Annotated in this window: 15 protein-coding genes and 1 pseudogene; 15 read left to right on the top strand and 1 reads right to left on the bottom strand. The window is 73.3% G+C overall.

Features of this window, described 5'->3' with window-relative positions:
- Positions 1-209 precede the first annotated feature (209 nt).
- The 12 genes and pseudogenes from cpaB to ACFXG1_RS17245 all read left to right on the top strand — a co-directional run bounded on the left by cpaB (position 210) and on the right by ACFXG1_RS17245 (position 10970).
- On the top strand, positions 210-923 hold the full coding sequence (cpaB, locus tag ACFXG1_RS17300) for a Flp pilus assembly protein CpaB (RefSeq protein ID WP_384710872.1): 714 nt from the start codon (positions 210-212) through the stop codon (positions 921-923).
- A 7-nt stretch (positions 924-930) separates the two neighbouring features.
- Entirely contained in the window at positions 931-2187 is a 1257-nt protein-coding gene (locus ACFXG1_RS17295; RefSeq protein WP_384710866.1) for a CpaE family protein, read from the top strand.
- Between the two features lie 22 nt (positions 2188-2209).
- Positions 2210-2674, top strand: a complete 465-nt coding sequence (locus tag ACFXG1_RS17290) for a TadE/TadG family type IV pilus assembly protein (RefSeq protein ID WP_384710863.1) — start codon at positions 2210-2212, stop codon at positions 2672-2674.
- Positions 2671-3066 (top strand): TadE/TadG family type IV pilus assembly protein, encoded by a 396-nt coding sequence (locus ACFXG1_RS17285; RefSeq protein WP_384710859.1) that lies wholly within the window; start codon positions 2671-2673, stop codon positions 3064-3066. Before ACFXG1_RS17290 ends, ACFXG1_RS17285 begins: the two co-directional genes overlap by 4 nt.
- Before the next feature lie 91 nt (positions 3067-3157).
- Positions 3158-4501, top strand: a complete 1344-nt coding sequence (locus ACFXG1_RS17280) for a CpaF family protein (RefSeq protein WP_384710869.1) — start codon at positions 3158-3160, stop codon at positions 4499-4501.
- A 67-nt stretch (positions 4502-4568) separates the two neighbouring features.
- Entirely contained in the window at positions 4569-5510 is a 942-nt protein-coding gene (locus ACFXG1_RS17275; protein WP_384710856.1) for a type II secretion system F family protein, read from the top strand.
- 55 nt (positions 5511-5565) lie between these two features.
- On the top strand, positions 5566-6456 hold the full coding sequence (locus ACFXG1_RS17270) for a DUF5936 domain-containing protein (RefSeq protein ID WP_384710853.1): 891 nt from the start codon (positions 5566-5568) through the stop codon (positions 6454-6456).
- Positions 6457-6960: 504 nt separating this feature from the next.
- Positions 6961-7206, top strand: a complete 246-nt coding sequence (locus ACFXG1_RS17265) for a hypothetical protein (protein WP_384710849.1) — start codon at positions 6961-6963, stop codon at positions 7204-7206.
- A gap of 62 nt (positions 7207-7268) precedes the next feature.
- Positions 7269-7907, top strand: a pseudogene (locus ACFXG1_RS17260) (pilus assembly protein TadG-related protein); the annotation flags it as partial.
- A gap of 29 nt (positions 7908-7936) precedes the next feature.
- A complete protein-coding gene (locus tag ACFXG1_RS17255) occupies positions 7937-8575 on the top strand; it encodes a hypothetical protein (RefSeq protein ID WP_384710846.1) in 639 nt (212 codons plus the stop codon).
- Positions 8572-9234: an OmpA family protein gene (locus ACFXG1_RS17250; RefSeq protein WP_384710842.1), complete on the top strand. Its 663-nt coding sequence runs from the start codon at positions 8572-8574 to the stop codon at positions 9232-9234. The genes ACFXG1_RS17255 and ACFXG1_RS17250 overlap by 4 nt, the downstream gene beginning before the upstream one ends.
- Positions 9235-9476: 242 nt before the next feature.
- Positions 9477-10970, top strand: a complete 1494-nt coding sequence (locus tag ACFXG1_RS17245; protein ID WP_384710838.1) for a hypothetical protein — start codon at positions 9477-9479, stop codon at positions 10968-10970.
- Between the two features lie 28 nt (positions 10971-10998).
- Here the strand turns inward: ACFXG1_RS17245 and ACFXG1_RS17240 are convergent, their stop codons facing one another.
- Positions 10999-11376, bottom strand: a complete 378-nt coding sequence (locus ACFXG1_RS17240; protein ID WP_384710835.1) for a DUF192 domain-containing protein — start codon at positions 11374-11376, stop codon at positions 10999-11001.
- Between the two features lie 101 nt (positions 11377-11477).
- On the opposite strand from ACFXG1_RS17240, the gene ACFXG1_RS17235 reads away from it, so the two are divergent.
- The 3 genes from ACFXG1_RS17235 to ACFXG1_RS17225 all read left to right on the top strand — a co-directional run bounded on the left by ACFXG1_RS17235 (position 11478) and on the right by ACFXG1_RS17225 (position 14403).
- A complete protein-coding gene (locus tag ACFXG1_RS17235) occupies positions 11478-12233 on the top strand; it encodes a prepilin peptidase (protein ID WP_384710832.1) in 756 nt (251 codons plus the stop codon).
- A 97-nt stretch (positions 12234-12330) separates the two neighbouring features.
- Entirely contained in the window at positions 12331-13908 is a 1578-nt protein-coding gene (locus ACFXG1_RS17230; RefSeq protein ID WP_384710829.1) for a DUF2079 domain-containing protein, read from the top strand.
- Between the two features lie 144 nt (positions 13909-14052).
- A complete protein-coding gene (locus ACFXG1_RS17225; protein WP_384710826.1) occupies positions 14053-14403 on the top strand; it encodes a winged helix-turn-helix transcriptional regulator in 351 nt (116 codons plus the stop codon).
- The last annotated feature ends 95 nt before the right edge of the window (positions 14404-14498 follow it).

Raw genomic sequence — 14498 nt, 5'->3', positions numbered from 1 at the left:
CCCGGTGCCGACCGCCGCCGGCGCCGTACGAACGGGTCCGGCGGCGCCGCGGCCCGCGTCCGGCCGTCCCCGTCGTCGCGGTCGTCCTGTCCGCCCCGGCCGTCCCGCCCGCCCTGCCCGTCCCGCCCGTCCCGGCCGTCTCAGTCCTCTGCCTTATCCGCCGTCTCCTCCGTCACTTCCTCCTTTCCGCGAACGAGGTTCCCCAGCTCATGAATTCACGCCAACGCCGAGGCGTCGTCCTGCTCACGATCTCGGTCCTCTGCGCCCTCGCCGCCTTCTTCGGCGTGATCACCGTGATCGGCGACGTGAATTCCAAGGTCGGGCCCGAGGTCACCGCGTACCGGCTGAAATCCGATATCGCGCCCTACACCGCCCTGCGCGCCGACCAGTTCGAGAAGACCGCGATCCCCGAGCGGTGGCTCTCCGACAGCGCCGTCACCGATCTGGGCACCATCCGCGGCCGGATAGCGGTCACCAAGCTCCGCAAGGGGTCCCTCCTCCAGGAGGACATGATCGTCAAGCGCCCGACGCTGGCCGCCGGCGAGCAGGAGATCGCGATCATGATCGATGCCGCGACCGGGGTGGCCGGGAAGATCGCCCCCGGTGATCTGGTGAATATCTTCGCCACCTTCGAGGGCCGCCGGGAGAGCGACCCCGACGAGTCGCGGATCATCGTCTCCAAGGCCCGGGTCATCGACGTCGGCAGCCTCACCCCGATCTCCGCCAAGCGCGACGAGCGCCGGGACGCCGACCGGGAGGCCGTCCCCATCACCTTCGCGCTGACCACCGCGGACGCCCAGCGCGTCGCCTACGCGGAGTCCTTCGCCGAGAACGTCCGGCTCGCCCTCCTCGCCAAGGGGAGCCCCGGTGCGCTGAAGCCCGGCGACAGCACCTACACCCTCGACGAAGACAAGAGCAGGTGAGTGCCGGATGACCACACGCATCCTCCCGGCCGTGGGGGACCCGGACGCGGCCAGGTCGGTCACCACCCTGCTGAGCCAACTGCCCGACGCCGAGCCTTCGCCTCCGGTCGGCGACTCGACGTCGCTGCTCGACCTGCTGGCCCGGCTCGCCGCCGACTCGCTCGACGAACTCCCCGAAGTGGTCCTGGTCCACGAGCGGATCGGCCCGGTCCCGGCCCTGGAGCTGATCCGGGAAGTCGCGCTCCGCTTCCCCTCGGTCGGGGTCGTCCTGGTCACCGTGGACGCCGGGCCCGGACTGTACTCGGCCGCGATGGACTCCGGCGCCCGCGGCCTGATCGGGCTGCCGCTGTCGTACGAGGAACTCGCCCAGCGCGTGCAGTCGGCCGCCGGCTGGTCCACCGGTGTACGCCGCCACCTCGGGCACGCCGGTGAACTGGTCGCCGCCGGGTCCGGCGGGACGGTGGTGACCGTCAGCGGCGCCAAGGGCGGGGTGGGGACGACCGTCACGGCCGTCCAGCTCGCCCTGGCCGCGCGGGCGTCCGGCCGGACGGTCGCCCTGGTCGACCTCGACCTCCAGGCCGGGGACGTGGCGTCCTATCTCGACGTCCAGTTCCGCCGCTCCGTCGCCGACCTGGCGGGGATCTCCGACATCTCGCCCCGGGTGCTTCAGGACGCCCTCTTCGCGCATCAGACCGGCCTCGGGCTGCTGCTCGCCCCCGCCGACGGGGAACGCGGCGAGGACGTCGGCGACCGGGCCGTACGCCAGATCGTCAGCGCCCTGCGCGGTCGGCACGAGGTGGTGATCGTGGACTGCGGGACCCAGCTGACCGGGGGCAACGCCGCCGCCATCGAGATGGCCGATACGACGATCCTGGTGACCACGCCCGACGTGGTCGCCGTCCGGGCCGCCAAGCGCATGGTCCGGATGTGGGACCGGCTCCAGATCCGCAAGGCCGAGGAGACCGTCACCGTCGTCAACCGGCACACCAGGACCACCGAGATCCAGCCGCCGCTGATCGAACGGATCACCGGCACACGGGTCGCGAGGGCGACCGTCCCCGCGGGCTTCAAGGAGCTCCAGCCGGTGATCGACGCCGGCCGGATGCAGGACCTGGAGGCCAAGTCGGCGGTGAAGCAGGCGCTGTGGGCGCTCGCCGGGGAGTTGGGCCTGGTCCGGATCCCCGAGGAGGCCGGGGCGCAGAAGACGGGCCGCTTCCGGGGCGACCGTGGCTCGATCGGGCTGCGGCGGGGGCGGTCGCGATGAGGGGCACGGGGGGTGGCGGGCGGTGAACGGCGGAGCGCGGACGCCGGATCGGCGTGCCGCCGTACGCCACCGCCCCGGCGCGGGCGGGGGGCGCGTACGGCCACGGCTCCGGCTTCTGCCCGAGCGGCGGTACGACGACCGGGGGCAGGCGGCGGTGGAGTTCGCCGGCACGCTCCCGGTGATCCTGTTGACCATCGGGCTGCTCTGGCAGGCGGCCCTCACCGGCTACACCTTCTCCCTGGCCGGGAACGCCGCCGACGAGGGCGCCAGGGCGGGGGCCGTCGGAGGCCAAGGCGCCTGCGACACGGCGGCCCGCAGGACCTTGCCGAGTTCCTGGAAGGGGGCCCGCGTCTCCTGCCGGGCGGACGGTGAGCTGTTCCGGGCGGAGGTACGGATGCGGGTCCCGCTGTTCTTCCCCGGCGGCGCCGATATCGGGGTCACCGTCGACGGCGAGGGCGCCGCGCTCGACGAGAGGGAGGAACGGTGACGGCCCGGCGGAGCCGGTTCGCCCTCGCGCGCGGACGGTCACGGGACCGGGGGCAGGCCGCCGTCGAGTTCGCGGGGGTGCTCGCGCTGCTCCTCTTCGTCGCCCTCGCCGCCATCCAGGTCGGCATCGTCGCCTACACCGCCCAGCAGGCGGGCACCGCGGCCCGTACCGCCGCCAGGACCGAGGCCACCGTGGACGGGTCGGGCCGGGGCCCGGCGGCCGGCCGGGCGGCGATCAGCGGCTGGCTCGCGGACGGCGCCTCCTTCGACTCCGGCCGCTGCGCCGACGAGGACGACGAGGTGTCCGTGACCGCCGTCGTCGATGTGCCGTCGCTGCTGCCGGGCTTCGGCATCGATCCGGCGGTGAGGACCGTGACCATGCCCTGCGACTGAGCCGTACGACAGCCCCGCCCCCGTTGAACACCGAGAACCGCGTACCGAGTACCGCGTACCGAGCCACCGCACCACCCGGGAGATGACAGACATGAGCCTGCGGGCCCGCATCGGCAGCCCCGAACCGGTCGACGGCCGGGGCGAGGTCAGCCGTCTCGTCGCCGTCTACCGCGCCAAGCTGCTGGAGGAGATCGACCTCGCCGAGATGTCGGCGCTCGCCGCCGGCGACCGCCGGGTCCGGCTCGAACGGGTACTCGGCCACATCATCAGCCGGGAGGGCCCGGTCCTCTCCACCGCCGAACGCGCCCAGCTCATCCGGCGCGTCGTGGACGAGGCGCTCGGGCTCGGCATCCTCGAACCGCTGCTGGAGGACGCGTCGATCAGCGAGATCATGGTGAACGGCCCCGAACAGGTCTATGTCGAACGGGCCGGCCGGTTGGAACAGCTCCCGATGAGGTTCTCCTCCACCGAGCAGCTGATGCAGACCATCGAACGCATTGTCTCCACCGTCAACCGCCGGGTGGACGAGGCCAATCCCATGGTGGACGCCCGCCTCCCCTCCGGCGAGCGGGTCAATGTCATCATCCCGCCGCTCTCCCTCAGCGGACCCATCCTCACCATCCGCCGCTTCCCCCGCGCCTTCACCCTCGCCGAGATGATCGGTATGGGGTCGCTGGACGAGCAGATGACCCTGCTGCTCGCCGGTTTCGTCCGGGCCAAGTTCAATGTGATCGTCTCCGGCGCCACCGGCACCGGCAAGACCACCCTCCTCAACACCCTCTCCGGTCTCATCCCGGAGGACGAACGCGTCGTCACCATCGAGGACTCCGCCGAACTCCAACTCCAGCAGAGCCATGTCATCACCCTGGAGAGCCGCCCCCCGAACGTGGAGGGCAAGGGCCGGGTCACCATCCGCGACCTGGTCCGCAACTCCCTCCGGATGCGCCCCGACCGCATCATCGTCGGCGAGGTCCGCGGCGGTGAGACCCTCGACATGCTCCAGGCCATGTCCACCGGCCACGACGGATCCCTCGCCACCGTCCACGCCAACAGCGCCGAGGACGCGCTGATGCGGCTCCAGACCCTCGCCTCCATGTCGGAGGTCGAGATCCCCTTCGCGGCGATCAAGGATCAGATCAACAGCGCCGTCGATGTGATCGTCCAGCTCACCCGGCACGCCGACGGCTCCCGCCGCGTCACGGAGATCGCCGTGGTGGACTCGTACGGCCGCGAGGACTACCGCATCGTCTCCGTCTGCGGCTTCGAGGCCCGGCCCATGTCGGCCGACGGCCGCGTCCACGGCCGGTTCGTCTACCACCCGGTGCCCCGCCGGATCGCCCAGCGGCTGCATCTGCGGAACGAGGTCCTGCCGCTGGTGTTCGGGGTCGCCGAGAGCGACGAACAGCTCGCGGTGCGGGGGACCCGAGCGCTATGACCACGCCCACGGCCCGTACCGCACTCACCACCGCCCCCGCCCCCGTCCCAGAAGGTTTCCGACCGCTATGACCACCCCTGTGCTCCTCACCCTCGCGGCCGTCCTCCTCGCGGGCGTGTGCGGGGTCCTCGGCGTCCACCACTGGTCCGTCGGCCGGGCCAGGACCCGGGAGCTCGTCGCCCGGATGTCCCAGACCGGCGCGTCCGCCGAGACCGGCGGGCGCAGACGCCGCTTCACCGCCGTCGACCGCCGGGTGCGCCGGACCCGCTACGGCCGCCGGCTCGACCGCCGGATCCGGACCACCGGCCTCGACATCACCCCGGGCGAGTACGTCGCCGCCACCGCCGCCGTACTCGTCACCGTCTATCTGGTCGTCGCCGCCGTCTTCACCCCCTTCTTCGGGGTGCTGGCCGCCTTCGCGGCCCTGTGGGGCACCGAATCGTTCCTCACCTGGCAGCAGGCCAAACGGACCGAGGCGTTCATCAACCAGCTCCCCGAACTCGCCCGCGTCCTCGCCAACGCCACCCAGGCCGGGCTGGCGCTCCGTACGGCGATCGCCATGGCCGCCGACGAGCTGGACGACCCGGCGGGCGCCGAACTCGGGATCGTCGCCGACCGGCTCGCCGTCGGCCAGAGCCTCGACGACGCGCTCACCGAACTCGGCGAACGGCTCCCCTCCCGGGAACTCGTCGTCCTCGTCACGACCCTCGTCCTCGCCAACCGCGCGGGCGGCCAGGTCGTCAGCTCCCTGCGCAACCTCACCCAGACGCTGGAGGAACGGAAGGAGACCCGGCGCGAGGTCACCACGATGCTCTCCCAGATCAAGGTGACCGCCTTCGCCGTCCCCCTGCTCGGCTTCGGCTTCCTGCTGATGATCAACGCCATGACACCGGGCGCGCTCGACGAGATGACCGGCTCGTTCGTCGGCCAGACCGCCACCCTGATCGCGGTCGGCCTGTACATCGCCGGCGGACTGATGATCCGCCGGATGTCCCGGATCCAGGTGTGAGCACCGGAAGAAGAGAAGGCAGAGACAGGAAGAGAAGGAAAGGAGGAGAACCACGATGACCGGACTGCTGCTCGCCGCGCTTCTCGGACTCTCGGTGTACGGGATCTTCCACGGGATCCGGATGTACCGCGCCGACGCCAAACTCCCCGGCGACCTCGTCCTCGCCCTGGAGGTCGGCGCCACCCGCACCACCGCCGTCGGCTCCGGGATCGACCGGCTCGGTATGCGGTACGCCCCCGCCGTCCTGACCGCCATGGGATCCAAACGGGTCGACGCGCTGCGCCGGCGGCTCGACGCGGCGGGCAACCCCGGCGGACTGACCGTCGACCGCTACGCCGCCCGCCGGGCCGTCTACGGCGCCCTGGGCGTCGCCGCCGCCTTCTCCATGCTGCTGCGCGGCCAGTTCCTCGTCGCGATCCTGGCCCTCGTCTTCGGACTGACCTGGACCGATGTGATCATCCGGGCCGCGATCCGCCGCCGCCGCGCCGATATCGAACGCACCCTCCCCGACTTCCTCGATGTCCTCGCCGTGGTCGTCTCCGCCGGACTCGGCTTCCGGCAGGCGCTGGAGCGGGTGGCGGAGAAGTACCGGGGCCCGTGGGCCGACGAGATCCGGATCACCCTGCGCCAGATGGATATGGGCGTCAGCCGCCGCGACGCCTTCGACCAACTGCGCAGACGTAACGACAGCGAGCAGGTGTCGATGTTCGTCACGGCGCTCCAGCAGGGGGAGGAGCTGGGCGCGCCGATCGTGGAGACACTGATCCAGATCGCCACCGACATGCGGCGTACGGACGCCCAGAACGCCCGGCGCGACGCCGCCCGCGCCATCCCGAAGGCCACCCTCGTGGTCACCCTGGTCATGCTGCCCGCCACGATGATCCTGATCGTGATGAGCTTCTACTACGGCTCCGGTGTCGACCTGGCCGACGTCCTCGGCGGCTGAGCGCCGTGCGCGGGGAGCGGTATCACCGGTGGTACGGGGCGCGACTCCGGCGCGCCCGCGGCGAGTTCACCCGACAGTCTTCGCTTTCGCAATCGAATGTGGGACATTCGACGGCGGACCCCGGCGCGCCCGGCGGGCCGTCCACCGTCACGACCGGGCCGGACAGGCGGGAGGGGAATCCCGTGCCACCACCACAGCGGCGGCCCTCGCCGCCCGCCGTACCGAACACCTTCGGCGGATCCGGACGGCCGTTCCCCGGAGCCCCGTCGTCCGGTCCCGGCGATACCCCTTCCGGCGTCGGCCGAAATCGGCTCTTAGCTCCTCAACTCGCCGCTGTGGCGCGACGTTGGGGGCTTGGCCCTCTTCGCAACGGTTCTGCCACGTCATACAGTGCAGGCGACGCTGTCCGTACGTACCGCGAGGAAGCCGTCACGGCGGGTGGTGTCATGAACCGGTACGAGCCGGGCGGGTCTCGTGGTGCCGCCGGCGCCGAAGGGGAAGACGATGGCGAACGCGACGCTGAAGGTCCTGGTCAAGACCCGGGTGCACCTCGGAGCCTGGACGGCGGCCAGGGCACAGGCGCTGAAGGAACGGCGGGACCGCGGGCAGGGGGCGGTGGAGTACGTGGGGGTGATCGTGCTGGTCGGGCTGATCATCGCGGCCATCGTCGGCACCGGTGTGCACAAGGACATCGCCACCGGCCTCAGGAGCAAGGTCAGCGACATCCTCAACAGCGGCGGCGGCAAGTAGCGGCGCTCCTACGGCGAACGGACGGCGGACCGCGGACGCCGGGCGATACGGGCCAGGCGGCACCGCTGTACATCACCATGGTGGCCCTGGTGCTCTTGGCCGCCCTCGCGTTCTTCGCGGTGGGGCAGGCGGGGGCCACCCGCAACGGCACCCAGTCGGCGGCCGACGCCGCGGCACTCGCCGCCGCTCAGGAGTCCCGCGACCGGATCGGGGACGATCTGTGGGAGCCCCCGCTGGACGCGGACTTCCTCCGGCGGCTGCTCGAAGGCGACTTCTCGGACGCCTCGGGCGCGCCCTGCGCGGCGGCCGGCCCACTGGCCCGGTCCAACAAGGCGACGGTCCAGAGCTGTGGCCCGCTCCAGGACGGCCGTTGGGGATTCACCGTAAGCACGCGCTCCCAGAACCCGGTCGGCGACACCGTGATCCCCGGTACCGAGAGCGACCACGGGCAGGCGCGGGCGACGGCCGTCGTCGAGTCCAGGTGCGCGTTCGACCCGGCGCCGACCCCGGAACCGCCCGATCCGTCCACGCCGCCGGAGGGCGAGGAGCCCGAGCCACCCGAAGAGGGCGAGGAGCCGCCGGAGCAGCCGCCGCTGGGCGAGCTGCGCTGCGAGGACGGCGACTTCACGATCGACCCCGGGCGGCCGGACTCCTTCCCCGAGATGTCCGACCTCCTCGCCGTACGCCTCGCCGAGGACTGACCGTGAACCGACACGAAGGAACAGCACTGATGAGGACCCGGCACGGAGCAAGGCTCCTGAGCAGAACCGGTACGGCCCCGGCCGCCCTGGCGGCGGTCGCCCTGATGTTCTCCCTCACCGCGTGCGGACTCGGCGACGACGGCGGCTCGGACGGCAAGGGCTCGGACCCGGCGCCCGCGGGCAGCAGCTCGGAGCAGCCGGGCGGGCAGAACGGCGCCGGGGGCGCGGAACAGCCCGAGGACGGCTCCGGCGGGGACAAGGGCGAGGACAAGGGCCCGCTGGCCACGATCTCCGGTGCGGGCGGCTTCCAGCTCACCATCCGGCGGGCCGAACGGGACAGCGGCGGTTTCCTCACGATCTCGGGCATCCTCAAGAACGGGGGCGGCAAGAGCCAGTTCCCGCCCCTCGACTGGAGCGGCAACGAGACCAAGGTCAGCCAGACCGGACCGTCCCTCGCGGGCATGACCCTGGTCGACAAGTCCACCAAGAAGCGCTACTACGTCCTCCGCGACACCGAGAACAACCCCCTCACCACCACCGGCCTCACCACCATGGAGCCCGGTCAGAGCCTCGACTTCTTCGCGCAGTACCCGGCGCCGCCCGCCGCGACCAAGTCCGTCGACGTACTGCTGCCGCTCATGCCGACCGCGACGATCGGGCTGTCATGAGCCGCCGTACGCGCCCCGGAGCGCGCCGCCCCGCCGCCGTCGCGGTCGCCGTGGTGATCCTGGTGACGGGCGCGCAACTGGCCGGGGCTCCCGGAGCGTCCGCCGACGAGACCCCGGGCGCCGCCGGGCCCGACGAGGCCGTGAGCGCCTCGGAGCCGTCGCCGATCGACTCGTCCGACCCCGGTCTGAAGATCCGCGACGGCGCCACCCTCGCCGCGCCGAGGGTCCTCGACATCGTCTCCATCGTGGAGACCGAGGGCGGCGAGGAGCGGCGCGAGGAGACCACCACGTCCCTCACCCTGGCCCTCCAGGCCGAGGTGCTGTTCGGCAAGAACAGCTCCGCGCTCTCCCCGCAGGCGTCCGGCCGGATCGCGGCGATCGTCAACGAGATCCGGAAGAACCGGCCCAGCCGGGTCCGGGTGTTCGGGTTCACCGACGACCTCGGGACGTACGAGCACGGCCAGAAGCTCTCCAAGGCGCGTGCCGACGCCGTGCACGGGGTGCTGACGCGGCAGTTGAACGACCCCGGTATCACCTACGAGGTCCGCGGCTACAGCGAGGAATATCCGATCGCCGACAACTCCACCCCCGAAGGGCGGCAGAAGAACCGCCGGGTCGAGATCACCTTCCCGACGGGCTCCCGGAGCGCCTCCGGCTGACCCGGCCGGCCGACCCGGCCGGCCGACCCGGCGGGACCGGGCCGCCGGGCCGACTGTCGTACCTGTCGTACGGGCGCCGGGCGGCGCGCTGTACGCTGCGGCCCGGTCGCGGGCCCCGGCGGATCGGCCCGGCGACCGGGAAGCGTCGACCGGGCGGACCGAGCCGGGATGAGCCGGACTGAGCCGGACTGAGCCGGACTGAGCCGGACTGAGTGGATCGAGTGGACCGAGGAGCGGACGGGATGGGGCCTGGCCGGGTGGCGAACGCGGTGACGACGCCCGTGACGACGCCCGTGACGACACCCGCGGGCACGGGCCCAGGGCTGCCCCGGGGCCGGTGGACCGGCGGGCTCCGGCCGGTGTTCCGGCGGCTGGCCGTACGCGCCGCCGCTCTGCTCGCCTGTGCCACCGCCGCGCCCCTCGCGACCCCGGACCGGGCCGCCGCGGCCTCCGCTTCGGCCGTGGGCGAGGCCCGGGCCGCGAAGTCGGCGACGGCCACCACGACGGGTGCGCGGAACGGCCCGGTGGGCGCGGCGGCCGACGGCATCGGGGCGTACGAGACCGCCCCGGACGCCCGCCCCGTCACCGGTGCCACGGACGGGGACGACGGGCCCGTGCTGCGGCCGGGGACGTACACCGACACCGTCTCCGCCGGGCAGCGCAAGGCGTACCGGGTCCGGCTCGACGGGACGTCCAACGCCTATCTCTCGGCGGTACTCGCGCCGCCGCCCGGGACCCCGGTCGCCGAATCGGACGGTATCCGGATCGAGCTGCGGTCCCTGGGCGGCACCCGGTGCAGCGACGGTACCGACATCACCTTCGACACCCCCGTGGCCCGGCCCGTCGCCGACTACGCGACCCGGCGGATCGGGCCGGGGCGGGAGTGCCAGAAGGCGGGCGAGTACGTGTACACCGTCGAGTCCGTCGGCGGCGGAACGGCGGACGGCGCCCGCGACTGGCCGGTGGAGCTCAGGTTCATGCTGGAACCGGGGTTGCGCACGGGCGCCGGGGCTTCCGCGGACGCCGAGGACTCGTACCCCACCGAGGCCCCCGAACCGCCGTCGGGAACACCGAAGGGCACCGACGGCGGTACCGGCTTCAACGACGCGCCCGCCACCGGCCACGGCGTCTGGCGGGACGAACTGCGGCCCGGCGAGAGCCGGTTCTACAAGGTGCCGCTCGACTGGGGGCAGCGGCTCTTCCTCGACGCCGCGCTCTCCGGCGCCGCCCCCGGCGACGGCATCCGGATGGCGGTCTTCAACACCGCGCGCGGCTTCGTACGGAACGCCGACGCCGGGAGCGGCGACGGTACGGCCACCCTGGGCACCGCGCCGGCCGCGCACGGCAACCGCACCGCCGACCCCAACGAGATCGGCGCGATGCGCTTCTCCGGCTGGTACTTCGTCCGGGTCACCCGGGACGCGGCCGACGGCTCGGCGGGAGCCGCGGCACCACTGACCCTGAAGGTCGCCGTCGCCGGGAAGCCGCGTCAGGCGCCGCCGTACGCGGGCGATCCCGTCGCCGCGGGCTTCGGTCTCACCGCAGCCGACCGCGAGGCCGCCCGGGAGGGCCTGACCAGCCGGGAATCCGACCGCCGGGCGACGATGCGGGTGATCGCCGTGACCGGCTTCGGCCTCGGTACGGCGCTGCTGCTCGGCCTGGCCGGCTGGACGGTCGCCCTCCGCCGCAAGCTCGCCCGAACCCCCGCGCCACCCTGGAACCCGGCGGCCTCCTGACCGCGCGCCCGATACCGTACGACCCCGGTCACGGCCCGGGTTCGACCAGCAGTCGCACCCCCGGGCGGACACCCCACCGCCCCATCGCCCCGGCCTCCGCCTCCAAAGCATGGCGGGCGCGGAGCCGGGGGAGGGCGAGCCGGTGGGGGCGCAGCGTGTGCAGGTCGACCACCCGCAACTCCGCGTCCAGATAGGCCACGTCGATCGCGAACCGCATCCCCAGGGTGTGGACCATATTGCACGGGGTCAGCAGCAGGGCGCCGGTGACACCGTCCCGCCCGAGGAGCCCCCGGTGCCGGGGGCCGTACGACGCGGCGATCTCCAGCGGTATCCCCGCCCCGCCCTGACCCTCCGCGAGCCGCAACATCCCCGTACCGCTCCGCCATCGCTCCCGCTCCCGCTCCATACGGGACAACCTAGACCCGAACCGGACTCTTCCGTACCGGCCTTGTGGACATCCAGGAAAGCCCCCCGCCCCCTTCGTGTCCGCCGCCTACGCTCTGAGCCGTGTACGTCACCCTGATCGCCTTCGCCGCCCTGTGGGGCGCGGGTACCGGGCTGTTGGTGCCCCGGGCCGTGTACCGGCTCGCCGTCGAGCCCGGCGAGGCGTGGCGCGACGCCTGCCCCGACGGGCACCCCTTCACCGGACCCGCGGGCGGCTGGCTCGGCGGGCCCGGGTGCCGGCCGGCCGGACCGGTGGCGCCGGCGCACGGATCCGCGGCCGGGGCGCGCGATACCGCCGTCGTCGCCGCGGTTGTCTGCGCGCTGCTCGCCGCCGCCACCGGACCCCGGCCCGAACTCGCCGTCTGGCTGCTGCTGGTGCCGTTCGCCATGGTCCTGGCCCAGGTCGACATCCGGGTCCACCGGCTTCCCGACCAGCTCACCCTGCCGCTCGCCGCCGCCGCGGCCGGACTCCTGGGCGCCGTCGCGCCGCTGCCAGCCGCCGCGGGCTCCTGGGGTACGGCCCTCCTCGGCGGGACGGCGCTCGGCGCCGGGTACTTCGTCCTCTTCCTCATCCACCCCGGCGGGCTCGGCTTCGGCGATGTGAAGCTCGCGCTCGGTCTCGGTGTCGTCCTCGGCTGGTACGGCTGGTCCGTCCTCCTCGCGGGCGCCTTCGCCGGATTCCTGTTCGGATCGGTGTACGGGCTCGTCCTGATGGCCCGCGGCCGCGCCGGGCGCAGGGACGCGATCCCGTTCGGCCCGTTCATGATCGTGGGCGCGCTCACGGGCGTTGTCGCCGGAGCCCTCACCGTCCCCGGCTGACCGGCCCGGCTGACCGGCCCTCCGTGACCCACGGGCGCCCGACACACACCCGGATCTGAACGGACCGGACCACCACCCCCGTCTAGCATCCGCATCTATGCGGACATTTTCTGACAACTCGGTGGTACGGCGCGGGGCTCGGCGCCCCCCTGCCCCTCCCGTCCCCGCCGCGCCCCCGCCGGAACCCGGATCGGCCCCCGCCGCCCGCCGCCGGGCCGCCCTGCTCCCCTGGGCCTGGGCCGCCGGGCTCTTCGCGCTCTACGCGACCCTGTCCGTACGCCGTCATCTGCTGCTCCGCACCACCGGCTACGACCTCGGCATCTTCGAGCAGGCCGTCCGCGCCTACGCCCGATTCCAGCCTCCCGTCGTGCCCTTGCGCGGCGACGGGTTCAACCTCCTCGGCGACCACTTCCACCCCGCGATCGCCGTCCTCGCGCCCCTCTACCGGATCTGGCCGTCCCCGCTCGCGCTGCTCACCGCCCAGGCCGCGCTGCTGGCCGTCGCCGTCGTCCCGCTCGCCGGCTGGGCGCTGGAGACCCTCGGCCGCCGCGCCGCCCACGCCGTCGCCCTCGTCTACGGACTCAGCTGGGGCGTCGCGTCCGCCGTCGCCTTCGACTTCCACGAGGTGGCCATCGCCGTCCCCCTCGTCTCGTACGCCGCCGTGGCACTCGGACGGCGCCGCTGGCGGGCCGCCGTCCTCTGGGCCGCGCCCCTCGTTCTGGTCAAGGAGGACCTCGGACTCACCCTCGCCGCCGTGGGCGCGTACCTCGCCTGGAAGGGACCCCGGCGGCTCGGCGTCCTCACCGCCGTCGCCGGAATCGCCGCCTCCGCCGTGGAGATCAAACTGCTGCTGCCCGCGTTCAACCCGGCGGGCGGCTACGCGCACGGCGGGAACCTCCCCGAGGACGCCGGGACGTCCCTGCTGACGACCCTCGCCCTCGCCCCCGTCGACGCGCTCCGCCCGGACGTCAAGGCGGCCACCCTCGTCCTCGTCTTCGCGCCCTCCGCGCTGCTCGCCCTGCGCTCCCCGCTCGCCCTGCTCGCGATCCCCACCCTGGCCTGGCGGATGCTCTCCCAGAACGGCTTCCACTGGGGCACGTCCTTCCACTACAGCGCCGTCCTGATGCCGGTCGTGGCGGCCGGGCTGATCGACGCGCTGCGCCGCTGGCGGACCTCCGGTCATCCGCTCGGCGCCCGGCACGTCCGGGCGTCCCTGGTGACCGCCCTCGCCGTGACCGCCGTGATACTGCCGAGCTTCCCCCTCGCCCAGCTCGCCCAGCGGTCCACCTGGCGCGCCACCGAGCACATGGCGGCGGCCCGCGCGCTGCTCGCCCGGATCCCGGACGGCGCGACGGTCGCCGCCACCAACCGGCTCGTCCCGCAGCTCACCGCGCGCACCGAGGTCGTCCTGTTCCCCACCTTCCCGGTGCATTCCAGGCTGTACGAGTACGATCGCGCGGCGCTGCCCCGGCCCACCGCCGAGTGGATCGTCCACGACCGGCGGGCGCCGCACGCCTGGCCCTACCGGGCGGGCCACTGGCCCTACCCGCCCGAGCAGCAGCTGGCCGAGCTGGACCGGGCGCGGCTGGTCTACGGCTATCGCCGGGTCGCCGAGCGCGACGGCATCACCCTGCTCCGGCTGGGACCGCCCCGGGTCCCCGGCGCCCACGGCTGACCCCGCGGGGGCGTATCCGCGCCATGGAACGGCCGAAACCGGCCGGGCGGCCGGGAATTACCCGGGCACCCGGGCTCGTTGACCGTTCCGGACCCCGCGGTGGTCCGTGAGGTGTCGGATGCTGGGCCGGACGAGGAGTTACCCGTGGCCGTACGGAAACCGTCTTACGACTGTGGGCTCGACGCGGCCGTCGACGTGGTCGGCGGCAAGTGGAAGCCCCTGATCCTGTGGGTGCTGCACGACGACGGCCCGGTGCGGTTCGGGGCGATGCGGCGGGCGCTCACCGGGGTGAGCGAGAAGGTGCTGATCCAGCAGCTGCGGGAGCTGGAGTCCGACGGTGTCGTCCACCGCGAGGTCTACCGGGAGGTGCCGCCCCGGGTGGAGTACTCCCTCACCCCGCTGGGCGAGTCCCTCAATACGGCCCTGGAGCCGCTGGGGGAGTGGGGCAGGACCTATATGGACGAGATCGTCGCCAACAAGACCCGGGTGGCGTAACCGTCCCCGGCCGGCCCCCGGGAAACGCGCCGGTCCGTCCGCGCGAGACGCCCCGACCGGGTCCGGGGTGCGATCGCCGTCAACCCGCCGCCCTT

The organism is Streptomyces sp. NPDC059248 (genome assembly GCF_042753905.1).
Lineage (GTDB): Bacteria > Actinomycetota > Actinomycetes > Streptomycetales > Streptomycetaceae > Streptomyces.
Note: the sequence above shows the minus strand (reverse complement) of the source record. Positions and strands in the feature narration are given on the sequence as shown.

Bases quoted from the DNA above. Each gene is read 5' to 3' on its own strand.
- cpaB (WP_384710872.1), top strand. From the start codon at position 210: ATGAATTCACGCCAACGCCGAGGCGTCGTCCTGCTCACGATCTCGGTC.
- ACFXG1_RS17295 (WP_384710866.1), top strand. From the start codon at position 931: ATGACCACACGCATCCTCCCGGCCGTGGGGGACCCGGACGCGGCCAGG.
- ACFXG1_RS17280 (WP_384710869.1), top strand. From the start codon at position 3,158: ATGAGCCTGCGGGCCCGCATCGGCAGCCCCGAACCGGTCGACGGCCGG.
- ACFXG1_RS17275 (WP_384710856.1), top strand. From the start codon at position 4,569: ATGACCACCCCTGTGCTCCTCACCCTCGCGGCCGTCCTCCTCGCGGGC.
- ACFXG1_RS17270 (WP_384710853.1), top strand. From the start codon at position 5,566: ATGACCGGACTGCTGCTCGCCGCGCTTCTCGGACTCTCGGTGTACGGG.
- ACFXG1_RS17265 (WP_384710849.1), top strand. From the start codon at position 6,961: ATGGCGAACGCGACGCTGAAGGTCCTGGTCAAGACCCGGGTGCACCTC.
- ACFXG1_RS17255 (WP_384710846.1), top strand. From the start codon at position 7,937: ATGAGGACCCGGCACGGAGCAAGGCTCCTGAGCAGAACCGGTACGGCC.
- ACFXG1_RS17250 (WP_384710842.1), top strand. From the start codon at position 8,572: ATGAGCCGCCGTACGCGCCCCGGAGCGCGCCGCCCCGCCGCCGTCGCG.
- ACFXG1_RS17245 (WP_384710838.1), top strand. From the start codon at position 9,477: ATGGGGCCTGGCCGGGTGGCGAACGCGGTGACGACGCCCGTGACGACG.
- ACFXG1_RS17240 (WP_384710835.1), bottom strand. From the start codon at position 11,376: ATGGAGCGGGAGCGGGAGCGATGGCGGAGCGGTACGGGGATGTTGCGG.
- ACFXG1_RS17230 (WP_384710829.1), top strand. From the start codon at position 12,331: ATGCGGACATTTTCTGACAACTCGGTGGTACGGCGCGGGGCTCGGCGC.